Annotated in this window: 22 protein-coding genes; 12 read left to right on the top strand and 10 right to left on the bottom strand. The window is 61.0% G+C overall.

Annotation, left to right across the window (positions count from 1 at the left end; all coding sequences use genetic code 11):
• Positions 1–148 precede the first annotated feature (148 nt).
• Both L4G42_RS12920 and L4G42_RS12915 read left to right on the top strand, forming a co-directional pair.
• Positions 149–400: a TIGR02647 family protein gene (locus L4G42_RS12920; protein WP_237250058.1), complete on the top strand. Its 252-nt coding sequence runs from the start codon at positions 149–151 to the stop codon at positions 398–400.
• A gap of 199 nt (positions 401–599) precedes the next feature.
• Positions 600–3449 (top strand): class I adenylate cyclase, encoded by a 2850-nt coding sequence (locus tag L4G42_RS12915; RefSeq protein WP_237259221.1) that lies wholly within the window; start codon positions 600–602, stop codon positions 3447–3449.
• 1 nt (position 3450) lies between these two features.
• Here L4G42_RS12915 and L4G42_RS12910 read toward each other — a convergent pair whose 3' ends face one another.
• The gene (locus tag L4G42_RS12910; protein ID WP_237250060.1) at positions 3451–3684 is read right to left on the bottom strand and encodes a DUF1289 domain-containing protein; all 234 of its coding nucleotides are present in this window, start codon (positions 3682–3684) and stop codon (positions 3451–3453) included.
• Positions 3681–4037: an iron donor protein CyaY gene (gene cyaY, locus L4G42_RS12905; protein ID WP_237250061.1), complete on the bottom strand. Its 357-nt coding sequence runs from the start codon at positions 4035–4037 to the stop codon at positions 3681–3683. The genes L4G42_RS12910 and cyaY overlap by 4 nt, the downstream gene beginning before the upstream one ends.
• 288 nt (positions 4038–4325) lie before the next feature.
• Between cyaY and lptM the strand changes: the two genes are divergently transcribed.
• The 6 genes from lptM to L4G42_RS12875 are packed head-to-tail and all read left to right on the top strand — an operon-like array spanning position 4326 to position 8924.
• Positions 4326–4490: an LPS translocon maturation chaperone LptM gene (gene lptM / locus L4G42_RS12900; protein ID WP_192171403.1), complete on the top strand. Its 165-nt coding sequence runs from the start codon at positions 4326–4328 to the stop codon at positions 4488–4490.
• Positions 4491–4499: 9 nt separating this feature from the next.
• The gene (gene lysA, locus L4G42_RS12895; RefSeq protein ID WP_237250062.1) at positions 4500–5747 is read left to right on the top strand and encodes a diaminopimelate decarboxylase; all 1248 of its coding nucleotides are present in this window, start codon (positions 4500–4502) and stop codon (positions 5745–5747) included.
• A gap of 4 nt (positions 5748–5751) precedes the next feature.
• The gene (gene dapF / locus L4G42_RS12890; RefSeq protein WP_237250063.1) at positions 5752–6582 is read left to right on the top strand and encodes a diaminopimelate epimerase; all 831 of its coding nucleotides are present in this window, start codon (positions 5752–5754) and stop codon (positions 6580–6582) included.
• Between the two features lie 11 nt (positions 6583–6593).
• Positions 6594–7331: a DUF484 family protein gene (locus L4G42_RS12885; RefSeq protein ID WP_237250064.1), complete on the top strand. Its 738-nt coding sequence runs from the start codon at positions 6594–6596 to the stop codon at positions 7329–7331.
• 2 nt (positions 7332–7333) lie between these two features.
• A complete protein-coding gene (xerC, locus tag L4G42_RS12880) occupies positions 7334–8239 on the top strand; it encodes a tyrosine recombinase XerC (RefSeq protein WP_237250065.1) in 906 nt (301 codons plus the stop codon).
• On the top strand, positions 8229–8924 hold the full coding sequence (locus L4G42_RS12875) for an HAD family hydrolase (RefSeq protein WP_237250066.1): 696 nt from the start codon (positions 8229–8231) through the stop codon (positions 8922–8924). Before xerC ends, L4G42_RS12875 begins: the two co-directional genes overlap by 11 nt.
• Before the next feature lie 216 nt (positions 8925–9140).
• Here the strand turns inward: L4G42_RS12875 and L4G42_RS12870 are convergent, their stop codons facing one another.
• The 4 genes from L4G42_RS12870 to glnK form a co-directional block, all read right to left on the bottom strand.
• Positions 9141–9470: a hypothetical protein gene (locus tag L4G42_RS12870; RefSeq protein WP_192171409.1), complete on the bottom strand. Its 330-nt coding sequence runs from the start codon at positions 9468–9470 to the stop codon at positions 9141–9143.
• Between the two features lie 93 nt (positions 9471–9563).
• Positions 9564–9995: a secondary thiamine-phosphate synthase enzyme YjbQ gene (locus L4G42_RS12865; protein WP_237250067.1), complete on the bottom strand. Its 432-nt coding sequence runs from the start codon at positions 9993–9995 to the stop codon at positions 9564–9566.
• Between the two features lie 249 nt (positions 9996–10244).
• Entirely contained in the window at positions 10245–11582 is a 1338-nt protein-coding gene (locus L4G42_RS12860) for an ammonium transporter (RefSeq protein ID WP_237250068.1), read from the bottom strand.
• A 34-nt stretch (positions 11583–11616) separates the two neighbouring features.
• Positions 11617–11955 carry a P-II family nitrogen regulator gene (glnK, locus tag L4G42_RS12855; RefSeq protein WP_002555808.1) on the bottom strand — a complete coding sequence of 113 codons (339 nt, stop codon included), beginning with the start codon at positions 11953–11955 and terminating at the stop codon, positions 11617–11619.
• Positions 11956–12370: 415 nt separating this feature from the next.
• Between glnK and L4G42_RS12850 the strand changes: the two genes are divergently transcribed.
• Positions 12371–12655 (top strand): accessory factor UbiK family protein, encoded by a 285-nt coding sequence (locus tag L4G42_RS12850; protein WP_237250069.1) that lies wholly within the window; start codon positions 12371–12373, stop codon positions 12653–12655.
• A 190-nt stretch (positions 12656–12845) separates the two neighbouring features.
• On the opposite strand, the gene L4G42_RS12840 is transcribed toward L4G42_RS12850, so the two are convergent.
• Positions 12846–13238, bottom strand: a complete 393-nt coding sequence (locus L4G42_RS12840) for a GNAT family N-acetyltransferase (protein ID WP_237250312.1) — start codon at positions 13236–13238, stop codon at positions 12846–12848.
• A gap of 270 nt (positions 13239–13508) precedes the next feature.
• Here L4G42_RS12840 and L4G42_RS12835 point away from each other — a divergent pair, with 270 nt between their 5' ends.
• Positions 13509–15002 (top strand): YifB family Mg chelatase-like AAA ATPase, encoded by a 1494-nt coding sequence (locus L4G42_RS12835; protein ID WP_237250070.1) that lies wholly within the window; start codon positions 13509–13511, stop codon positions 15000–15002.
• A gap of 61 nt (positions 15003–15063) precedes the next feature.
• Positions 15064–15363, top strand: coding sequence for a type II toxin-antitoxin system RelB/DinJ family antitoxin (locus L4G42_RS12830; protein ID WP_237250071.1), 300 nt, complete (start codon positions 15064–15066; stop codon positions 15361–15363).
• A gap of 55 nt (positions 15364–15418) precedes the next feature.
• On the opposite strand, the gene L4G42_RS12825 is transcribed toward L4G42_RS12830, so the two are convergent.
• Entirely contained in the window at positions 15419–17401 is a 1983-nt protein-coding gene (locus tag L4G42_RS12825) for a methyl-accepting chemotaxis protein (protein ID WP_237260849.1), read from the bottom strand.
• A 242-nt stretch (positions 17402–17643) separates the two neighbouring features.
• The gene (locus tag L4G42_RS12820; protein ID WP_237250073.1) at positions 17644–18564 is read right to left on the bottom strand and encodes a LysR substrate-binding domain-containing protein; all 921 of its coding nucleotides are present in this window, start codon (positions 18562–18564) and stop codon (positions 17644–17646) included.
• A gap of 165 nt (positions 18565–18729) precedes the next feature.
• Here L4G42_RS12820 and L4G42_RS12815 point away from each other — a divergent pair, with 165 nt between their 5' ends.
• Entirely contained in the window at positions 18730–20112 is a 1383-nt protein-coding gene (locus tag L4G42_RS12815) for a NorM family multidrug efflux MATE transporter (protein ID WP_237250074.1), read from the top strand.
• Between the two features lie 141 nt (positions 20113–20253).
• On the opposite strand, the gene L4G42_RS12810 is transcribed toward L4G42_RS12815, so the two are convergent.
• Positions 20254–21924: a putative bifunctional diguanylate cyclase/phosphodiesterase gene (locus L4G42_RS12810; RefSeq protein ID WP_237250075.1), complete on the bottom strand. Its 1671-nt coding sequence runs from the start codon at positions 21922–21924 to the stop codon at positions 20254–20256.
• Positions 21925–21970: the final 46 nt, after the last annotated feature.

Below are 21970 nucleotides of genomic sequence, written 5' to 3'. Positions count from 1 at the left end.
CCCACCCGACCTGACGACCGGCCAGATACTTTCTGCAAAATCCCCAGACCTGACTACACTCCAACAGCCTCGCTGCCGCATGGCGACGGGGCCGTCACGCCTGCGATTCTGATCGCGGTGTATCCACTGGAAAAAGTCTGGAGCACCTATGTCGTTTACCCCTGAATTGGTTGCCGAGCTGGAAATCCTGTCACTGTTCAATCTGCGCAACACCAAAGAGGGACTGAAGGTCCACCACCATTCTGCGGCTCCCACGGCCGTCGCCGCCGCCCAACGACTCTTCGACAAAGGCCTCACCACGCAAAACGACGGAGGCTACTTGACCAGCCTGGGGCTGGATGCCGCCGACCACGCGCAATCGCTGCTGATCATTCTTGCCACAAGCCAGGAAGCTGCCTGACTTCGTCCCTCGCGAAACCTTTGCCTGGACGCATCAAATAAAGGTTTCGCGAATCCTCTATTTCGACGATGCTGCGCCGATAAAATAATGGCGCCATAAAAAAGACGCGCAGTCGAGCCGTAACGGCCTGACGCCCAGCTGTCTTGATTATCGCTACACCCTCACTTCATGCAGTGCCGCCCGCCGGCTTCGAGTCGCGATGACGCGTAGTTCCGAAATTCGCCCGGATCTGGATGAGGGCATTGATCGCAAGGTCCTCGCTCAGTTACGCAGCCGCTTCCTGGCATTGAGCGAGAGTCGACTGGCGCGCGCGTACGAAGGCCTGTCGAGCCGTCAGCAAAGCGTGCTCTCGCTGCTTCCGCTGTTTTTCCACGTCAATCATCCGTTGTTGCCGGGCTATGTGTCGGGCTCGACCCCCGCTGGCGTTTCCCATTACGAGCCTGACGCCCATTCCCTTGCTGAAGCGCAACGCCTGACGCGGTCGTTCTCCTACAAACCACGCCGGGTGAACCCACCGCAGCCGATTCACGGCATTTTCCTGATGGGCAGCCTTGGCACCCTCGCCCAGGCCGACCAGAGCGACATGGACGTATGGATCTGCCACGACCCGCTACTGTCGGCAGACGAAATCCAGGAGCTGCGCAGGAAGTGCCAGTCGCTTGAAAGTTGGGCAGCAAGCATGGGCGCCGAGGCGCACTTCTTTCTCGTCGATCCGGAGCGTTTTGTCGTCGGCGAACGCGACGCGCAGCTGAGCGGCGAGGACTGCGGCACGACGCAGCACTATTTGCTGCTCGACGAGTTTTATCGCACCGCCATCTGGCTGGCCGGGCGCACCCCGATGTGGTGGCTGGTGCCGGTCTATGAGGAAACGCGCTACGCCGAATACGCCCACACTCTGCTGTCGAAACGCTTTATTCGCGCTGACGAGGTGCTGGACCTCGGCAATATGTCGCACATCCCGCCGGGCGAATTCATCGGCGCCGGACTGTGGCAGCTGTTCAAAGGCATCGAATCGCCTTACAAATCGGTGCTCAAGCTGCTGCTCACCGAGGTCTACGCCAGCGAACACCCGCAGGTGCAGTGCCTGAGCATGCGCTTCAAGAAAGCCGTGTTCGCCAACCGCGCCGACCTCGACGAGCTGGACCCGTATGTAATGGTGTACCGGCGCATTGAGGAGTACCTGCTGGCGCGGGGTGAGCCCGAGCGGCTGGAACTGGTACGCCGCAGTTTGTACCTGAAAGTGAACAAGAAACTCACGGGTTCCACCCGCCACCGCAGCAACGGTTGGCAGCGCCTGTTGCTGGAGCGGCTGGTCAATGAGTGGAATTGGGACGAGCGCCAGCTGGCGCTGCTCGACAGCCGCAGCCAGTGGAAAGTGCGTCAGGTTGCCAGCGAGCGCCGCGCACTGGTCGGCGAGCTCAACTTCAGTTACCGCTTCCTGACCCAGTTCGCGCGGGCGCAAAAGGCAGTCAATTCGATCAACAAGCGCGATCTGAACGTGCTTGGGCGTCGTCTGTACGCAGCCTTTGAACGCAAAGCCGGCAAAGTGGAATTTCTCAATCCGGGCATCGCGCCGGATCTGGCCGAGGACACGCTGACGCTGGCGCAACTGCCGAACAAGCGCGAGCCCGGCAGGTATCAATGGTGTCTTTACAACGGCAGTCTGAGCGCCCACGAGCTGGAGACGTTTGCGCCGATCAAGCGCAGTCGCGAGCTGCTGGAATTGCTTACGTGGTGCCATCGCAACAACGTCATCGACAGCAGCACGCGCCTGGCGCTGCACCCCGGCATCAGCGATCTGACCGAGTTCGAGCTGTTCAATCTGCAAGGCGCATTGCAGCAGAGCATTGCGCTACCGCCGGGCATGGTCGAGGAAGAGGTGCTGCTGAGCGCGAGCGTGCCCCGCGAAATTCTGCTGTTGGTCAACGTCGGCGTCGATCCCCTCAGGCATCACAAAGACCTGAACATCCTGATGACCACCGAGCGAACCGACTCGCTGAGCTACGCCGGTGTGCGCGAAAATCTGGTGCTGACTTTTGACCAGATCACTCTCAACAGCTGGAACGAGGTGCTGGTCAATCGCTTCGACGGCCCCCATGCGCTGCTGGACTGCCTGACAGAATTGTTCAACGGCCTGCCGGAAAAGTCCGCGAGGCCTGTGATCCGCGTGCGCTGCTTTTGCCACAACCGCGCGCAGGCCATCGCCCAGCGCGTGGAGGAGCTCATCGGCACAGCGCAACTGCTGCTGGACCGGCGCCTGAATCATCGCTATCTCATCCAGGTCGAGCAGCGGTATCACGTCCTGGAAATGATCCCCGGTCAGATCAGTCATGTCACACTCGACCACTTGCCGGCGCTCTTTGACTATCTGGGAGAAGAGCTTTCCGCCTACAGCCCGATTCATCTGGACCCCCAGGCACTGGACGACTCGGACCTGTCGCTGTTCATCCCGTACGGCCAGCCTGAGTGCATTCAGGTGTTTTACCGGATCAACGAGCCGAATGCCGACCTGTACGTGCTTGATGAGCGCAATGCGCTATGGCATCAGCAGGTGCCTTATCACGCTGAATCCAGCCTTTTGGTGCCGCTGCAGCGCTTTTTTCAATCGTTGATGTACCGGCGCGTGGCGTTGCTGCCACTGGATCACCCGCTGGAATCAACCTCGCTGGAGGCTTTGTATTACCGCATAACCCCCGATGGATCAGGGCGGGCCCGCCGCGTTGAGCATCGTCCGAGCCCGGCGATGCTCATCGACAAATCGTTTTTTGATGTGCAGGCGATCATCGAGGAGGCGTCCCCCGGCCAGGTCAGCGTGACGCTGTACTGCGACGGGATGGAGTTCTCCGAACTGGAGTTTGGCGATCAGCTGTTCAGCGTCGTGGCGCACAGGATTCTCGAGCAGCGCCGCGAGCCGCAACGTTACCGCTGCTACATCACCGACCTGGACCTGTCCGGAATACTGGGGGATACGCGCGGGCAGACCATCCTGTTCCTGCGCTACAAAGCCGAGTTGGAACAGTCATTGAATGCCGCGATGGACGAGGCGTGACCTACAAGCGATCGGAAGTCGCGCTGCGACGCTGATCCGCCTGCCGCACGATCTCGCGCCGGCGTTCATCGGTCGCCGCCCGCCACTCACGGATGTCTTCGACGTGGCGCTGACACCCCGTGCAGACTTTGTCCTCGTCGAGCCGGCAGATGCTGATGCACGGCGACGGCACAGCCGGGCTGACGTTGCTGAACAGCGGTTTTGGCGGTTTGACCGGCGTTGCGTTAACGGTCACTGGCGGTTGCCATCGCTGCCGTCGAGGGCATCGAAGTCGATCTCTTCGCCGGCCTGCTGCTTTGCCAGACGATAGAGCATCTCGCTCAACAGCTCTTCGCTCTTGTCGCAGATCCAGTGTTTCGCTTCTTCGTCGTAATCAAAGTGAAAACCACCCGACGCAGCCGCCAGCCACAGCTGACGCAACGGCTCCTGACGACTGAAAATGAACTGCGAGCCGTTTTCGAACTTGACGGTCAGCACACCGGCCGAACTCTCAACGTCCAGATCCAGACCGCTCTCGTCGAAGATGTCCTGGAGCTTTTCCTGGGTGGCATCGACCAGGTCGTGAAAACGGGCTTCGGTCAAACTCATTGCATGAACCTCAAAAGTGTCAGCGGATGGCGCAGCGACGCACGATACGGTCGCTCCCCGGCAAATGCAAAGCCTACCCGCCCAAGTGCAATTGTGGGAACGGCTTTGGCCGAGAAGGCATCAAGCTTCTCGCTCCACTGCAGGCTGCGTCAGAAATCCGCGCGTGCAGCGCCGTCTAATTGCGCGGCGGCGTCAAACCCCCGCCGGACGGGAACTCCAGCGCATAGGCAATCTGTCGGGTGGTCGGTATACTCGGGCGCAATTAATGCTTATACAAAGGATTTCGCCATGAAGCGCCTGATTTCCTCCCTGGCCGCGCTGCTTGCAGTTGCGTGTCTGGTCTCTGCCTGCGGTCAGAAAGGTCCACTGTATCTGCCCGACGACGACTCGTCCGCCGACGGCACCAGCCAGACCAAATCGCACTCGCACAAGCATCAGACTTCGACCTACTAGGAATCAGTCATGGACGCCTTCAACTACCGCGACGGTGAGCTGTTCGCGGAAGGAGTGGCGTTGTCTGCCATCGCCGAACGCTTCGGCACGCCGACATACGTCTATTCCCGCGCGCACATCGAAGCGCAGTACCGCGCTTTCGCCGATGCACTGAACGGCATGCCGCATCTGGTCTGCTTCGCCGTCAAAGCCAACTCAAATCTGGGCGTTCTCAATGTCCTGGCGCGTCTGGGCGCCGGTTTTGACATCGTCTCCCGTGGCGAACTGGAGCGCGTACTGGCGGCGGGCGGTCAGGCAGACAAGATTGTCTTTTCGGGCGTCGGCAAGACCCGCGATGACATGCGCCGTGCGCTGGAAGTCGGCGTGCACTGCTTCAACGTCGAATCCACCGACGAACTCGAACGCCTGCAAGTCGTCGCCGCCGAAATGGGCGTGCGCGCTCCGGTTTCGTTGCGCGTCAACCCGGACGTCGACGCCGGCACCCACCCCTACATCTCCACCGGCCTCAAGGAAAACAAATTCGGCATCGCCATCGCGGACGCCGAAGACGTTTACATCCGCGCCGCGCAGCTGCCGAATCTCGACGTTATCGGCGTCGACTGCCACATCGGCTCCCAGCTGACTACGCTCTCGCCTTTCGTTGATGCACTGGATCGCTTGCTCGATCTGGTCGACCGGCTGGGCGATTGCGGCATTCTGCTGAAGCATATCGATCTGGGCGGCGGTCTGGGTGTGCGTTATCGCGACGAAGAGCCGCCACTCGCGGGCGACTACATCAAAGCCGTGCGTGAACGCCTCGATGGCCGCGATCTGGCGCTGATGTTCGAGCCCGGCCGTTTCATCGTTGCCAATGCCGGCGTGCTGCTGACCCGCGTGGAGTACCTCAAGCACACCGAGCACAAAGACTTCGCCATCGTCGACGCCGCCATGAACGACCTGATTCGTCCGGCGCTGTATCAGGCGTGGATGGACGTAACAGCGGTCAAACCTCGCGACGGCGCCAAACGCACTTACGACATCGTCGGCCCGATCTGCGAAACCGGGGACTTCCTGGCCAAGGAGCGCAAACTCGCACTGGCTGAAGGCGATCTGCTGGCGGTGCATTCGGCCGGCGCCTATGGCTTCGTGATGAGTTCCAACTACAACACCCGCGGGCGTACCGCCGAGGTGCTTGTGGATGCTGAGCAAGCCTTCGAAGTGCGTCGCCGTGAAACCGTGACTGAGCTGTTTGCCGGCGAAAGCCTGCTGCCGGAGTAATCCCATGCTGCTGCGTTTTACCAAGATGCATGGCCTGGGCAATGATTTCATGGTGCTGGACCTTGTGAGCCAACACGCGCACATTTTGCCCAAGCACGCCAAGCAATGGGGCGATCGCCATACCGGTATCGGTTTCGATCAGCTGCTGCTGGTCGAGGCGCCGAATAATCCGGACGTGGACTTCCGCTACCGTATCTTCAATTCCGACGGCTCCGAAGTGGAGCAATGCGGCAACGGTGCGCGCTGCTTCGCCCGTTTCGTGCTGGACAAGCGGCTGACCGCCAAGAAGCAGATCCGCGTCGAGACCAAGAGCGGCATCATCGAGCTGGACATCCGCAACGATGGCCAGATCAGCGTTGATATGGGCGCGCCGCGTCTGCTGCCGTCGGACATCCCGTTCGATGCGCCAGAGCAGGCCGCCAGTTATTCGCTTGATGTCGATGGCGAGACCGTCGAGCTCGCGGCCGTGTCCATGGGCAACCCGCACGCCGTGCTGCGCGTCTACGACATCAACAACGCACCGGTGCATGTGCTGGGACCGAAGATCGAGAACCATCCGCGCTTTCCGGCGCGGGTGAACGTGGGCTTTCTCCACGTCGTCGACCGCCAGCGCGCGCAACTGCGGGTGTGGGAACGTGGCGCCGGGGAAACCCAGGCCTGCGGCACCGGTGCCTGCGCGGCAGCGGTCGCGGCCATTACTCAGGGCTGGATGGATTCGCCAATGCTGATCGACCTGCCGGGCGGACGCCTGTCCATCGAGTGGGCAGGCCCCGGCCATTCTGTGATGATGACTGGCCCGGCTGTCCGGGTTTACGAAGGCCAAGTACGTCTATGAGTGAGAGTCCAATGACCGACCAGCCTCAGACTTCAAACGACACGCCCGGCCAGTCCCCTGCCGAGAACGCAGTGCCTGCCCTTGAAGCCGAGGCGGTCGCGGCCTGGCTGCAACAACACCCTGATTTCTTTGCCGAGCACGACGAGCTGCTGGCGATGATGCGCGTCCCGCACCAACGGGGCGACACCGTCTCGCTGGTCGAGCGCCAGCTGAAACTGCTGCGCGAGCGCAACATCGAGATGCGGCACCGGCTCTCGCAACTGATGGACGTGGCCCGGGACAACGACCGGCTGTTTGAAAAAACCCGCCGGTTGATTCTCGATCTGATGGACGCGACCAGTCTTGAAGAGATCGTCATCTGCGTGGAAGACAGCCTGCGCCAGGAGTTTCAGGTGCCCTTCGTCAGCCTTATCCTGTTCAGCGACAACCCGATGACCGTCGGGCGCTGGGTAAGCGCCGCCGATGCGCAGAAAGCCATTGGCGGGCTGATGTCCGGCGGCAAGACCCTGTGTGGCGCGCTGCGTGAGCATGAACTCGAGTTTCTGTTCGGCAGCGAGCAAAGCAAGGAAGTGGGCTCAACCGCCCTGGCCGCCCTCAGCCACCAAGGCCTGCACGGCGTTCTGGCGATCGGCAGCCGTGATCCGCAGCATTACAAAAGCTCGGTCGGCACGCTGTTTCTCAGCTACATCGCCGACGTGCTCAGCCGCCTGCTGCCACGCTTCACCAATTCGCTGCGGTCGGTTCGCTAGTCATGGAGCGGCAACTGGACGCTTACTGCACGCACCTGCGCAGTGAGCGCCAAGTGTCGAGCCATACGCTTGAAGCCTATCGTCGCGACCTGAACAAGGTCCTGGCGTTCTGCGAAAAGCAGCACATCGACAGCTGGAAAGCGCTGGATATCCAGGCCATGCGCAGCCTTGTCGCTCGCCTTCACCAGCAGGGACAATCCTCGCGCAGCCTGGCCAGACTGCTGTCAGCCGTTCGCGGCTTTTATCACTACCTCAACCGCGAAGGCCTTTGCGATCACGATCCGGCCAATGGCCTGTCACCGCCCAAGGGCGAGCGTCGCTTGCCGAAAACCCTGGATGCCGACCGCGCCCTGCAACTGCTTGAAGGCGGGGTCGAAGACGATTTTCTGGCCCGGCGCGATCAGGCCATCCTCGAGCTGTTCTATTCGTCAGGCCTGCGCCTGTCCGAGCTGACCGGGCTGAACTGCGCAGACCTGGATCTGGCGGACGGTCTTGTGCAGGTCCTCGGCAAAGGCAGCAAAAGCCGCGTTTTGCCGGTCGGAAGAAAGGCCCGGGAAGCGCTGGAGGAATGGCTCAAACAGCGGGCGCTGGCCAATCCGCAGGACGATGCGGTGTTCGTCAGCCAGCAAGGCCGCCGTCTAGGGCCGCGCTCGATCCAACTGCGGGTCAAGGCCGCCGGCGAACGCGAGTTGGGCCAGAACCTGCACCCGCACATGCTTCGGCATTCATTCGCCAGTCACTTGCTGGAGTCGTCCCAGGACCTGCGCGCCGTGCAGGAACTGCTGGGCCACTCCGACATCGCCACCACTCAGATCTACACCCATCTGGATTTCCAGCATCTGGCCACGGTGTACGACAGCGCCCATCCACGGGCCAAGCGCAAAGGTAACGCCGACAATGAGCATTAAGCTGATCACCTTCGATCTGGACGACACGCTGTGGGAAACCGCACCGGCGATTGTCAGTGCCGAAGCCAAGCTGCGTGAGTGGCTGGCTGCTAACGCGCCAAAACTCGGGCCGGTTCCGGTCGAGCATCTGTGGGAAATACGCTCGCGGCTGATAGACGAGGACCCGACGTTCAAGCACCGGATCAGTGCATTGCGCCGCAAGGTGCTTTTTCATGCGCTGGAGGATGCCGGCTATGGTCATACCGAAGCCCATGAGTTGGCGGACCAGAGCTTTGAAGTGTTCCTTCAGGGGCGACACCAGCTGGACATTTTCCCCGAAGTGGTTCCGACGCTGGAGATCCTGACCAAGTCTTACACGCTAGGCGTCGTGACCAACGGCAATGCCGACGTCCGCCGCCTTGGTCTGGCCGACTATTTCGCCTTCGCGCTGTGCGCCGAAGATCTGGGTATCGGCAAACCCGACCCTGCGCCTTTCGTCGAAGCGCTGAAACGCGGCAATGCCGATGCCAGCCAAGCCGTGCATGTCGGCGATCACCCGGGTGACGACATTGCGGGCGCTCAACAGGCCGGTCTGCGGGCGATCTGGTACAACCCCGGCGGTAAAGTCTGGGAGGCTGAAAAAGCGCCGGATGCCGAGATCAGCAGTCTGACGCAGTTGCCAGAGGTGCTGGCGCGCTGGGCTTGATCACTACTTCCCGCTTGGTGAACGCCGCTCTTTGTAGGAGCGCGCTTGCCCGCGAACTGCGGTGGGTCAGCTACACATTTATATCAGGCACATCGCGGTTCGCGGGCAAGCGCGCTCCTGCAGCATTGCCCGACGCCAGTACCTGACAAGCTAAATCGCAGGCAATAAAAAACCCGCAGCGACAGCGGGTTTTTCATCAAGCGCACAGCCATTCCCTTAGATAGGACGGCTGCCGTACTTGTTATCGGGCTTCTTGGGCGGATCGGCGACCACGTTGGCCTCCACTTCCACGACCTTTCCACCGCGAGCCAGGAACTCTTCCATCGCGCGAGCCAGAGCATCACGCTCTTTGTTCTTGGCTTCCACGCTGGGCAATTCGTCAACCGAGACGGCGGCCTTGGCCTTGCCTTTGGCCGGAGTCGCAGAGACTTCAGCGCTGTCGTCGACCTCCACTACATCTTCATCGGAAGCCGCTGCAAGCCCCTCACCGTCCTCCCCTTCTTCCAGATCGTCTTCCAGACCTTCTTCAATGTCGTCGTCGCTCATGTTCTACCTCATGACTTGCGAAAGCAGATTAGTTATAGCCCAGCTGGGCGTGATTTCTTGGACAGCCGGAAAAAATTCAACTACCGCGTACTCTCAGCGGTCGTGCCCCTCACCCTGAAGCGTGACGAGGACTTTACGGGCACCGCCTGAATCGCGGTGCTCGCCCAGATAAATACCTTGCCATGTGCCCAACGCCAGCCGTCCATTTGTAACCGGCAATGTAAGCTGGCAGCCAAGCAGACTGGCTTTGAAGTGCGCAGGCAGATCATCGGGCCCTTCGTCGTCATGCTCGTAGCCGTCGCGCCCCTGAGGCACCAGACGGTTGAAGAAACGCTCGAAATCGCGACGTACTGCCGGGTCGGCGTTCTCGTTGACGGTCAACGAGGCCGAGGTGTGCTGCAACCAGACATGCAGCAGGCCGATGCGGCATTCGCGTAATTCGCGAAGGCCTGCGACGATCTCGTCAGTCACCAGATGGAAACCACGAGGCCTTGCCCGCAGCGTGATCAAGGTCTGTTGCCACATACCGTTCTCCGCCCTTCGGCGCGCATTCTAACGCGCTGGAAAAAAAAACAAAGTGCGTAATGAGCGACGATTTTCAAGAGCGCTGAACAAGGGCATTTATGCCCTCGCAAGCGTCCAAAACCGTCAGGTTTGGCCGAATATTGCAGCGGATGTTCCTGGCTGGAACGCCTGCCCCCTGTTCGGACATCCCTATCGACAAACGCCAGACAAAAAAATGCCCGGAGACCCGGGCATTTTTTCATGCGTGGATTACAAGTTGTAGCCACGTTCGTTGTGTTGCGCCAGATCCAGGCCGACCGCTTCTTCTTCTTCGGTGACGCGCAGGCCCATGACCATATCGAGCACCTTGAGAATGATGAAGGTCACGATCGCGGTATAGATGACCGTGAAGCCGACGCCTTTGCACTGAATCCAGACTTGCGCCGCGATGTCGGTCACTGTACCGAAGCCGCCCAGCGAAGGCGCTGCAAACACGCCGGTCAGGATCGCGCCGAGGATACCGCCGATACCGTGAACGCCGAAGGCATCCAGGGAGTCGTCGTAGCCCAGTTTGCGTTTCAGGCTGGTGGCGCAGAAGAAGCAGACCACGCCTGCCGCCAGACCGATGATCAGGCCGCCCATTGGGCCTACAGTACCGGCGGCTGGAGTCACCGCCACCAGACCGGCAACCACACCCGAGGCGATGCCCAGAGCGCTTGGCTTACCGTGGGTCAGCCATTCGGCGAACATCCAGCCCAGCGCTGCAGCAGCCGTAGCGATCTGGGTGACCAGCATTGCCATACCCGCGGTGCCGTTGGCCGCAGCTGCGGAACCGGCGTTGAAACCGAACCAGCCCACCCAGAGCATGGCCGCGCCTACCAGGGTGTAACCCAGATTGTGCGGAGCCATCGGGGTGGTCGGGAAACCTTTACGCTTGCCGAGTACCAGGCACGCTACCAGGCCAGCCACACCGGCGTTGATATGAACAACCGTGCCGCCCGCGAAGTCGAGAACGCCCCAGTCCCACAACAGACCACCGACGCCGCTCCAGACCATGTGCGCGATTGGGGCGTAAACCAGGGTGAACCAGATTCCCATGAAGATCAGCATCGCGGAGAACTTCATGCGTTCTGCGAAGGCGCCGACGATCAGGGCCGGGGTGATGATGGCGAAGGTCATCTGGAAGGTCACGAAGACGGCTTCCGGGAACAGTGCTGCAGGACCTGTAATGCTGGCTGGGGTAATGCCTGCCAGGAACGCCTTCGAAAGACCGCCGACGAAGGAGTTGAAGTTGACGACGTTGGCTTCCATCCCTGTGGTGTCGAACGCCATGCTGTAGCCGTAGACGACCCACAGAATGCTGATCAGGCCGGTAATGGCGAAGCACTGCATCATCACGGAAAGAATGTTTTTCGAGCGGACCATGCCGCCGTAGAACAGCGCCAGACCGGGGATGGTCATGAATAGCACCAGCGCCGTCGATGTCAGCATCCAGGCGGTGTCGCCGGAATTCAGTACGGGGGCTGCCACTTCGTCTGCCGCCATGGCCAAGCCAGGGGTTACGAGGGACAACAGGGCTCCTAGCCCTGCGAATTGACGCAGAGTCATATTGTTTTCTCCTGGGGCGTTGGGGTTTGGCGGCTTAGATTGCGTCGGTATCGGTTTCGCCGGTACGGATGCGGATGGCCTGTTCCAGATTGACCACGAAGATCTTTCCGTCACCGATCTTGCCAGTGTTGGCCGCTTTGGTTATCGCTTCGATAACGCGGTCCAGATCCTTGTCGTCGATCGCAACATCGATCTTCACCTTGGGGAGGAAGTCGACTACATACTCCGCACCGCGATACAGCTCGGTGTGGCCTTTCTGACGTCCGAAGCCTTTGACTTCAGTAACCGTGATGCCCTGCACGCCGATTTCGGACAGCGACTCGCGTACGTCGTCCAGCTTGAACGGCTTGATGATGGCAGTGACTAGCTTCATGAAACTTTCTCCCGAATTGGTGGACTTGCCCCAGGAAAACAAACCCGACTCAAGTCTAAGCGCAGTGTCTGGCTTTGTAACGCGTCGTGTCCGTAACAGACCTGACCAACTCCAGAAAACCGCTTCTGACGAAACATTCCCCGCTCCGCCTGCCGCACTGCATTCGTCACAGCGACTGCATCAGTGCATGGGTTACAAGCCACTAAGCAGAAAGCTTGCCATCTCATCGATCGGCATGAATTTCGGCCCTTAGACTGTTAATTCATGCCTTAGCGTAGTCGTCGATTGCCATCACCGCACAACAACGGTGCGCACGTGCCCGAGGCCATGCGCGAAAAGCGTGCAGTGCATCCCCTGCCCCAAGTGGCCAAAAGCTGCGTGCTACACTCGCGTCATCTGATTCTGGAATTCCATCATGCTCGCCCCCAAAGCCTTTCTCGACGCCCTGAGCGGTCACGCTTCCCGCCTGTTCAACGGCGAAACCCCGGTTCCACGCAGCGAATTCGAAACCCAGTTCAAGGCGCTGCTGCAGAGCGGCTTCAGCAAGCTGGACCTGGTCAGCCGGGAAGAATTCGACAGCCAGATGATCGTCCTCGCCCGCACCCGCGCCCGTCTTGAGGCACTTGAAGCGAAGATGGCGGAAATGGAAGCGCTGTTGGCGACGCAACCGAAAGCGTCAGGGGCTGAGCCACAGGATTGAGCGTTGAATCCCGAGGGTGCTCAGGCGCAGTGCGCAATGCGCTGAACCTGGGCCCTGATCGCCTCCCCTCGCTCGATCTCTGCTTGCCGCAGATCGGAGGTGAGTTGCAAGTTCAGCCAAAACCCCGGGGTGGTCTCAAAACAGGCTGCCAGCAGTAGCGCCATGTCGGCACTGTCTATGAAGGCTTTGTTCAGCTACCCACTGACGGGCAGCCTTGAGCAGAGTGCCGAACATAATAATTATCAAATTCGCCAGATTCGACAAACTGAAAACCATGACGGGTGTAAAACCGATTTGAAGCGCTTTCCTTCAGCGCCCCAACGTATAAAGTCAGCGCCGCCGCATCCGCTTCCATGAAGATCTGACGAAGAGCAATCGAACCGATCCCTGATCCCTGTGCGCCTGGCTTGATGTAGAGGTGATCGAGCGACAACCCGTCGACACGCGGCTTGACCACGACAAACCCTACCCGCTCGCCAGAAACCTCGACGTGTCGAGTAAATTCTGGCGCAAAGCCCTCCCGGAAACGCTCCCGAGCACGCAAGGGATCGAAGCGACCAATGCGTTCAAGACTCTCACGCATGGCGTCGATCCGGATGGCAACAAGCGCTTCGAAGTCACCGGCTCGCGCCGCGGCGAAGGTGACTAAAGTGTTGTCCGCAGCTGACAACGGTTTGAGAGATTCCTCGGTGAGAATTTCTCCCGGACGTACAGGCTGCATTCCAGTCCTGGTCATGGTTTACCTCAATCCTTCGATTCATACACACCCCGAAAAACATGCCCTGCCCACGCGCCGGGCCAATGACTATCCTTCAGCTCGCCGCAGGAAGCGGTGCTGCCTACAAGGAAAGACATGTCCCTCGCGATTGTTCTGAGCCGTGCCCAAGTTGGCGTTGAAGCGCCTGCCGTCACCGTCGAAACCCATCTCGCCAACGGGCTGCCGAGCCTGACGCTGGTGGGTCTGCCGGAAGGGGCGGTGAAGGAAAGCAAGGATCGGGTGCGCAGTGCGATCCTCAACTGTCGACTGGAATTTCCCGCGCGGCGGATCACGTTGAATCTGGCCCCTGCCGATCTACCCAAAGACGGCGGACGCTTCGATGTCGCCATCGCACTTGGGTTGTTGGCCGCGAGCGCGCAGGTGCCGACGCTTGCACTGGAGGGCATTGAATGTCTGGGGGAGCTGGCGCTGTCCGGTGCGATTCGGCCCGTGCAGGGCGTGCTCCCGGCGGCACTGGCTGCGCGGGAGGCGGGCCACACGTTGATCGTGCCGGCGGTGAATGCCGAGGAAGCGTGTCTGGCGTCAGGCCTGAAGGTGATTGCAGTCAGTCATCTGCTGGAGCTGGTGTCCCACCTGAATGGGCATACGGTCATCCCGCCATATAAATCCAACGGCCTGATTCTGCAGACGCAGCCTTATCCTGATTTGAGTGAGGTGCAAGGCCAGACCGCCGCCAAGCGGGCTCTGCTGGTAGCCGCCGCCGGGGCACACAATCTCCTTTTCAGCGGCCCTCCCGGCACCGGGAAAACTCTGTTGGCTAGCCGTTTGCCGGGGCTGTTGCCGCCGCTGGATGAACTCGAAGCGTTGGAGGTGGCGGCGATCCAATCGGTCGCCAGTCATGCCCCGCTGACCAGTTGGCCCCAGCGTCCTTTTCGTCAGCCTCATCACTCGGCATCAGGTCCTGCACTGGTCGGGGGTGGCAGTCGCCCGCAACCCGGAGAAATCACCCTCGCGCACCACGGCGTGTTGTTTCTGGACGAGCTTCCGGAATTTGATCGGCGTGTGCTGGAGGTCCTGCGCGAGCCCCTCGAATCGGGCCACATCGTGATTTCCCGCGCGCGGGATCGGGTGCGCTTTCCGGCGCGTTTTCAACTGGTCGCGGCGATGAACCCCTGCCCGTGCGGTTATCACGGCGAGCCGACCGGGCGCTGCCGCTGCTCAACCGACCAGATTCAGCGGTACCGCAACAAGCTGTCCGGCCCGTTGCTCGACCGGATTGACCTGCACCTGACGGTCGCCCGGGAAACCACGTCTTTAGCGGGAACGCCCGACTGCAAAAGTGAAAGCGCCAGCGCAGCGGAGGTGGTGTCCGATGCACGCCAGCGCCAACAACGACGCCAAGGCTGCGCCAACGCCTTTCTTGATCTGCCCGCGCTGCGCCAACACTGCGCACTGTTGCCGGAAGACGAAGCCTGGCTCGAAAACGCCTGCGAACGCTTGAACCTGTCACTGCGCGCCGCCCACCGCCTCCTGAAAGTGGCGCGCACGCTGGCTGATCTGGAGAAGGTCGACGCAATCGCCCGATGCCACATTGCCGAGGCTTTGCAGTATCGGCCTTCGACGAACTAAAGATCTTCGTTATGCGTATCTCAAATGAGATACATAGTGATCTTTTTCAGGAGTAGCCCTCATGACAACCCAGACTTCAATGCTGCATGTGAGAATTGATCAGGCACTTAAAAACCAGGCATCGGAGACCTTGGCCAACTTCGGCCTCACCATTTCCGATGCCGTGCGTATTTTGCTTACGCGGGTGGTCCGGGAAGGCGGTTTACCCGCAGGCCTCGGCGCACACCCGGACGCCTACGATCAATGGTTCAGGGCCAAGGTGCGTGAAGCCATGGAGGACTCGGGCCCGACGCACTCTCACGAGGACGTGATGGCTGCCGCTACCGAATTACTCCAAAGGAAGCGCGGTGCTGACAATTGAATGGAGCAAGTATGCCAAGGCGGGTTTGCTCAAGCGCCTAGGCAGCTCTCCCGCCTCACCGAAACCGATCCACTTCCTTCTGCAAGTCAGCCGCCACGGCGTTCAGCTCTTGAGCCGTGATCGCCAGGTTGGACACGACTTCGCGTTGCTCGCTGTTCGCCAGGGCGATGCTTTGCAGGTTGGCACTGAGCAGGGTGGCGGTGTTGCTCTGCTCCTGGCTCGCCGTGGTGATGGACGTAAATTGCTCACCGGCCGAGCGGCTTTGCTCGTCGATCTGGGCCAGCGCTGCAGCGACTTTGGCGTTGCGCGACAGGCCTTCCTGCATCAGCGCGTTGCCTTGCTGCATGGTGCTGATGGCATTGCTGGTCTCCAGCTGAATGCTGCTGATCATGCCGGAGATTTCGTCGGTGGCCTGGCGCGTACGTGATGCCAGGCTGCGGACTTCATCCGCCACCACCGCAAAACCACGGCCTTGCTCGCCGGCGCGCGCTGCTTCAATCGCGGCGTTGAGGGCCAGGAGGTTGGTCTGCTCGGCGATCGAGGTGATGACGCTGACAATCCCGCCGATCTCTTGCGAGCGCTGGCCCAAGGTATCGATCACCGTCGCGGTGCTGCTCAGCGAGCCTGCAATTTGCTCCAGTGAGGCCGATGCCTCCTCCATTGACGTGCGGCCAATACGCGTCTGCTGGGCATTGCCCTGCGCCATGCGTTCGGTGGTGCCCATGTTGTCGGCGATGGTCAGGGCCGTGGCGCTGAACTCCTCCACTGCACCGGCCATGCTGGTGATTTCGCCGGATTGCTGCTCCATCCCTTCATAAGCGCCGCCCGACAGACCGGACAGCGCGTTGGCACGACCGCTGACTTCCAGCGCCGCCGTGCGGATGTGGGACACCATGGTTTCCAGCGCCTGGCCCATCTTGTTGAAGCTGCCCGCCAACTGGCCAATTTCGTCATGGCTGGAAATGTTCAGACGTGCGCTCAAGTCACCTGCGCCGAGGGCTTCGGCCTGATTGACCAGATCCGACAGCGGCCGCAGCTTGCTGCGCAACAGCCAGATCGCGGCACCGACAGCGATCAGCATCGCCAGCAGGCTGCCAATGGCCAGCTGGGTACCGACGCTCCAGGTCACCGCACTGATTTCATCCTTGGGCATCGTCGCCAGAACCGTCCACGGGCCGCCGGCAAACTTCTCGCCGACGGTGTAAAAATCTTCACCGGCGTCCTGCCAGAAACGCCCGACGCTTGGCGTCTCGGCGAACCCGGCCAGGGTGGTGCTTGCCTTATCCAGATCTTTCACGCCCGCAGGCGGCACCAGCCATTTGTTCTGCTCGTCGAGCAGCGCCAGCGATCCGGTGGAGCCAATGCGAAAGTTCTTCAGGTTGTCGAACTGCGCCTTTTGCGCGTCGGTGTAATCGAATCCGACGAAGAGCACGGCGATGTCCTTGCCGCTGGCGTCACGCACAGGGCTGTATTGAGTCATGTACAGTCGATCAAACAACAGCGCGCGACCGACGTATCCCTGCCCGGCGAGGAGCTTTTCATAGGCCGGATGTTTGTGATCCAGCGAGGTGCCGATGGCGCGCGAGCCGTCCTGTTTGCTCAGGGAAGTGCTGACGCGCACGAAGTCGTCGCCGCTGCGAACGAAGACCGTCGCAACACCGGCAGTCATTTTCTTGAAATCGTCGACTTCCATGAAATCGTTGTTCAGTGCCGTGCCGTTCAGCAGCAGCGTAGGGGTCTGCACGCCCGCGACCGCGACCGCAATCTGCTGATCAGCCTGCAGGCTCAGACCGCCCGAAAAACGCTTCTCGAACAGGCCGCTCAAACGCTGGGTGCTGTCACGCAGGGTGCTGTGGAAGGTGTTCAACTGGTCGGCCAGCAAACGGGCCTCGCTTCCCATGTGCTCTTCACGGATGGCCAGGTTTGCCGAGTCCAGTGAGCGCAGGGCGAACAGCGTGCTGCCGCTAATGACGACGGCCAGAATAACGGCCAGGGCGATGCCGAGTTGCGAAGCAATTCGGGCGCGAGGCTGAGACATGGGGGCTCCTTGCCGAACGACTGGGTCGTCCTGATCTCAGGAACACCATTCGGACGAATTCTATTAAAGGGAATCGATGAACCGATTGAGGTGAATCGGCTGTGCAGCTACACCTTCGGCCGGCAATTGAAATACTTGAGTCCTACACCGGTTTTGGACGGAATCTTTTCCGTCTTTAACGGTCCTCGCAGCGGACCACAGCGCCCGGGCCGCCCCCCTTTCACGAGACCAGCCTCCTCCGCTCACTCCAGGACCGCCACCTCCGGTAATTCCATCGCCTGCACTTCGCCCTGCAAAAAGTCGCTCAGCCGCCGCATACGCTCGCCGCCCGGGCGAGTCTTCGGCCAGACGAGGTAGTAGTTTTCGCCGCTGACCACCGCCGTGCGCCACGGCAGGCTGAGTCGGCCCTGAGCGACATCCTCTGCCACCATCAGCAGATCGCCCATGGAAACGCCGTAACCCCGAGCCGCCGCAATCATGCCCAGCTCCAGCGTGTCGAAGACCTGCCCTCCCTTGAGCGAGACCCGGTCAGACAAATCCATGCGCTCCAGCCATCGGCGCCAGTCGCGGCGATCGGGGGTGGGGTGCAGCAGTTCGGCGCCAGCCAATCGCTCGGCGTCCCACGGTGCATCATCCAGCAGCGTCGGGGCGCCCACGGGAATCAGCAATTCCGGGAACAGGTAGGTCGCCTCCCACTCCGGCGGGAAATGCCCGTGGCTGAGCAACACCGCGCAATCGAACGGCTCCTGGGTGAAGTCGACGCTGTCGATGTCCATCCAGGCGCTGGTCAGCTGGACCTCGTTGCCCACCTGCAGATGGCGAAAACGACTCAGCCGCGCCAGCAACCAGCGCATGGTCAGGGTCGACGGGGCTTTCATGCGCAGGATGCCCTCCTCCGCCATCAACGCGCTGCACGCTCGCTCCAGGGCTGAAAAGCCTTCCCGCACGCCCGGCAGCAATTCGCGCGCGGCTTCAGTGAGCTGCAAATTGCGGCCGTTGCGGCGAAACAGACGGCAGGCAAAATGCTCTTCCAGCGTGCGGATATGCCGACTCACCGCACTCTGGGTGATCGACAGCTCTTCAGCTGCGCGCGTGAACGAGCTGTGTCGCGCAGCGGCTTCAAACGCGCGCAGGGCATACAAAGGCGGAAGAGTGCGAGACATCGGCGGGGATTCCTCAGGCAGTCAAGCGAGTGCGCTCACTCTAATGCAGAAATGGCAGGATGAGTTTTACTCATGCGAGTGATCGGATTTATCCCTTTGTGCATCCCCGTCTGAATCCCCACAATGACCGGCCTGCCAACACCCGCAAACCCGAGCGTAAAAACCATGCACCAGCACGCCTTCAAAGAACTGTGGATCATCCTGCGTCTCGCCGGGCCGCTGATTGCTTCGCAGATGGCGCACATGCTGATGGTGTTCACCGACACCGTGATGATGGGCAAGCTGGGCCCGGAATCCCTTGCCGGTGGCGGACTGGGCGCGGCGAGCTATAACTTCGTGTCATTTTTCTGCGTGGGTGTCATGGCAGCCGTCGGCACATTGGTTGCCATCCGCAAGGGCGCGAATGATCACGCAGGCGTCACCCGTTTGACCCAGGCCGGTTTGTGGCTGGCATGGGGCATGGCGCTGATTGCCGCGCTGATCCTGTGGAACCTCGAGCCGATTCTGCTGCAGTTCGGTCAAGATGAAGCCAACGTGCACATGGCCAGCGAATTTCTGATCACGCTGCCATTGGCGCTGCCCGGCCTGTTGAGCTTCATGGCTCTGCGCGGTTTCACCAGTGCATTGGGGCGTGCGACCCCGGTAATGGTGATCAGTCTGGTGGGGGTGGCGCTGAACTTCGGGCTCAATTACGCCTTTATCCACGGGCTGTTTGGCCTGCCGCACTGGGGCCTGATGGGCATCGGCCTGGTCACGGCCATCGTCACCAACGCCATGGCACTGGCCCTCGCGTTTCACATTCGTTATCACAGCGCCTATGCGGCGTATCCCCTTCACAAAGAACTGATGAAGCTCTCGCGCAGTTGCCTGAAAGAGCTGTGGCGTCTGGGCCTGCCCATCGGCGGCACGTATGCGGTGGAAGTGGGGCTGTTCACCTTTGCGGCGTTCTGCATGGGCGCCATGGGCAGCACCCAGATGGCCGCGCACCAGATCGCCCTGCAGTCGGTGTCGATGGCGTTCATGGTTCCGGTCGGGATTTCCTACGCGGTGACCATGCGCATTGGCTTGCATTACGGGGCCGGAAACCTGCTGCTGGCGCGCACTGCCGGGCGCATGGGGATTGGTTTCGGCGGGCTGCTGATGCTGGCGTTCGGCATTCTGTTCTGGGTCGCGCCCCACGCGGTCATCGGGCTGTTTGTGGACGTCAACGATCCGAAATACCAGGGTGTGGTCGAACTGGCGGTGAAGCTGCTGGCCATCGCCGCCTGGTTCGAGATTCTCGACGGCACACAGACCATCGCAATGGGCGCGATTCGGGGATTCAAGGACGCAAAAACCACGTTCCTGATCGGACTGGCGAGCTATTGGGTGGTGGGCGCGCCATTGGCGTGGGGCCTGGGTTTTCTGGCAAACCAGGGGGCGGTCGGCGTCTGGTGGGGATTGGCGATCGGCCTGCTCTGCTCAGCGGTTGCACTGACTTGGGCGTTCGAGCGCAAGACGGCGAGGCTGCTGCGCAAAGAGGCAACGGGTGTTGTGGTGATGGGGTAAGCGACTCAGACCTGTAGGAGCGCGCTTGCCCGCGATTGCGTTATACCTGCAAACATATAGATGTCGGTGACTCACCGCGTTCGCGGGCAAGCGCGCTCCTACAGAATCTGTCCGAGGCATGTCGAAAAATTGCGCCGCCGCTCACTGGCTCTGCAGCGCCATCCCTTTGCTCTGATCCATCGCCAGATAATCCATCAGCTCCGGCAATGCCAGCGGGTGACTGATGAGAAACCCTTGAGCCTGATCGCAATTAAAGCTGCGCAGCAATGCCAGTTGCTCTGGGGTTTCGACGCCTTCGGCCACCACTTCGAGGCTGAGGTTGTGGGCCAGGTTGATCATGGCGTGGACCAGCTTGCGGTTTTCCTCACGCTGCTCCATTTCACCGACGAAGCTCTTGTCGATCTTCAGCAGCGTGATCGGCAGGCTGTTGAGGTGCACGAAGGATGAAAAGCCGGTGCCGAAATCGTCCAGCGAGAAGCGCACACCCAGGCGACCCAGCGCGTCCATGGTCTGCTTGACCAGGTCACTGCGGCGCATGACGGCTGTTTCGGTCAGTTCAAATTCCAGCCATTGCGCGTCAATGCCGCGATCGGCGATCAAGCGGCTGAGCGTCGCAAGCAGCTGGTTGTCCTGAAACTGGCGGAACGACAGGTTGATCGCCATGTGCAGCGGTGGCACGCCTTGTTCACGCAGGGTCTGCATGTCTCGCAGGGCACGGGCGATAACCCAGTAGCCCAGCGGAACGATCAGCCCGCTCTGCTCGGCCAGCGGCACGAACTCGCTCGGCGGCAACAGTCCACGTTCGGCGTGACGCCAGCGCACCAAGGCTTCCAGCCCCAGAATGTGTCCGGTATTCAGGCACAGGCGCGGCTGGTAGTGCAGCTCCAGCTCGTCTCGCCGCAAGGCGCGGCGAAGTTCGCTTTCCAGATCGGCGAGGCTGCGGGCATTGCGGTTGATGCGTTCGTTGAAGACGTGAAAGGTGCAACCTTGAGTGCCCTTGGCCTGCTGCATGGCGATGTGCGCGTGCCACATCAAGGGATCGGCGCCGCCGTTGATGCGCGCATAGGCGATGCCCAGACTGCACCCGATCAACAGGCTTTCGCCATCGACCCAATACGGTTCGGACAAGGCTTCGGTGATGCGCTCGGCAATGGACTCCGCGCGCTCAGGGGCGCGTCGAGTGTCGATCAGAAGAGCGAACTCATCGCTGCCCAATCGCGCCAGTTGATCGCACGCCTCCAGCTGGCCTTTCAACCGCGCCACCACTTGCAGGATCAGCCGATCCCCCGCCTGATGACCCAACGCGTCGTTGGCACGCCGGAAGTTGTCCAGGTCCAGATGCCCCAGCGCCAGGCCACGACCGTCGAACTCGGCCAGCCGGGCGGCCAACAGCGTCTGAAAGCCCTGTCGGTTGGCGATGCCGGTAAGAGGGTCTTGCTCGGCGAGGCGGTTGAGCGTGGTTTCCAGCACGCCCCGTTCGCGCACATGACGCAGGCAGCGGCGCAGGGCCTGAGGAGTAAGGGCGTCGCGCACCAGCCAGTCGCTGACGCCGACGGGCTCTTCGTCCGGCTCCGTGTCGAAAAGCAATACGGTAGGCCAGTTGCATTGGCCAGCGGTGGGCTGAAGGGCTTCAGTGGTGAAAAGGATTCCGGGGGCTGCGAGGTCAGTTTGATCGCCAGCAGCGTCCCAGCTCGGCGCGCAGTCAAGGACAGCGGCGTCTCCAAGCGGCGCCAGGCACTCGCGCAACGATGCCGGCCATTCGGGCGAATCTGCCAGAAGCAGCAAACGCAAGGGTTCGACAGGCGTAGACAAGCTAACTCCCCACACAAACGTAAAGACCTTGACGTACCCTCGAATG

Origin of the sequence: Pseudomonas petrae, from assembly GCF_021728295.1 — a bacterium.
Classification (GTDB): domain Bacteria; phylum Pseudomonadota; class Gammaproteobacteria; order Pseudomonadales; family Pseudomonadaceae; genus Aquipseudomonas; species Aquipseudomonas petrae.
The sequence above is the reverse complement of the archived record's forward strand: the minus strand, read 5'-3'. Positions and strand labels throughout refer to the sequence as shown.

Bases quoted from the DNA above. Each gene is read 5' to 3' on its own strand.
- L4G42_RS12815 (WP_237250074.1), top strand. From the start codon at position 18,730: ATGCACCAGCACGCCTTCAAAGAACTGTGGATCATCCTGCGTCTCGCC.
- L4G42_RS12825 (WP_237260849.1), bottom strand. From the start codon at position 17,401: ATGTCTCAGCCTCGCGCCCGAATTGCTTCGCAACTCGGCATCGCCCTG.
- L4G42_RS12850 (WP_237250069.1), top strand. From the start codon at position 12,371: ATGCTCGCCCCCAAAGCCTTTCTCGACGCCCTGAGCGGTCACGCTTCC.
- cyaY (WP_237250061.1), bottom strand. From the start codon at position 4,037: ATGAGTTTGACCGAAGCCCGTTTTCACGACCTGGTCGATGCCACCCAG.
- L4G42_RS12835 (WP_237250070.1), top strand. From the start codon at position 13,509: ATGTCCCTCGCGATTGTTCTGAGCCGTGCCCAAGTTGGCGTTGAAGCG.
- L4G42_RS12885 (WP_237250064.1), top strand. From the start codon at position 6,594: ATGACCGACCAGCCTCAGACTTCAAACGACACGCCCGGCCAGTCCCCT.
- lptM (WP_192171403.1), top strand. From the start codon at position 4,326: ATGAAGCGCCTGATTTCCTCCCTGGCCGCGCTGCTTGCAGTTGCGTGT.
- L4G42_RS12840 (WP_237250312.1), bottom strand. From the start codon at position 13,238: ATGCGTGAGAGTCTTGAACGCATTGGTCGCTTCGATCCCTTGCGTGCT.
- L4G42_RS12875 (WP_237250066.1), top strand. From the start codon at position 8,229: ATGAGCATTAAGCTGATCACCTTCGATCTGGACGACACGCTGTGGGAA.
- L4G42_RS12915 (WP_237259221.1), top strand. From the start codon at position 600: ATGACGCGTAGTTCCGAAATTCGCCCGGATCTGGATGAGGGCATTGAT.
- L4G42_RS12830 (WP_237250071.1), top strand. From the start codon at position 15,064: ATGACAACCCAGACTTCAATGCTGCATGTGAGAATTGATCAGGCACTT.
- xerC (WP_237250065.1), top strand. From the start codon at position 7,334: ATGGAGCGGCAACTGGACGCTTACTGCACGCACCTGCGCAGTGAGCGC.
- L4G42_RS12870 (WP_192171409.1), bottom strand. From the start codon at position 9,470: ATGAGCGACGACGACATTGAAGAAGGTCTGGAAGACGATCTGGAAGAA.
- L4G42_RS12860 (WP_237250068.1), bottom strand. From the start codon at position 11,582: ATGACTCTGCGTCAATTCGCAGGGCTAGGAGCCCTGTTGTCCCTCGTA.
- dapF (WP_237250063.1), top strand. From the start codon at position 5,752: ATGCTGCTGCGTTTTACCAAGATGCATGGCCTGGGCAATGATTTCATG.
- lysA (WP_237250062.1), top strand. From the start codon at position 4,500: ATGGACGCCTTCAACTACCGCGACGGTGAGCTGTTCGCGGAAGGAGTG.
- L4G42_RS12865 (WP_237250067.1), bottom strand. From the start codon at position 9,995: ATGTGGCAACAGACCTTGATCACGCTGCGGGCAAGGCCTCGTGGTTTC.
- L4G42_RS12920 (WP_237250058.1), top strand. From the start codon at position 149: ATGTCGTTTACCCCTGAATTGGTTGCCGAGCTGGAAATCCTGTCACTG.
- L4G42_RS12820 (WP_237250073.1), bottom strand. From the start codon at position 18,564: ATGTCTCGCACTCTTCCGCCTTTGTATGCCCTGCGCGCGTTTGAAGCC.
- glnK (WP_002555808.1), bottom strand. From the start codon at position 11,955: ATGAAGCTAGTCACTGCCATCATCAAGCCGTTCAAGCTGGACGACGTA.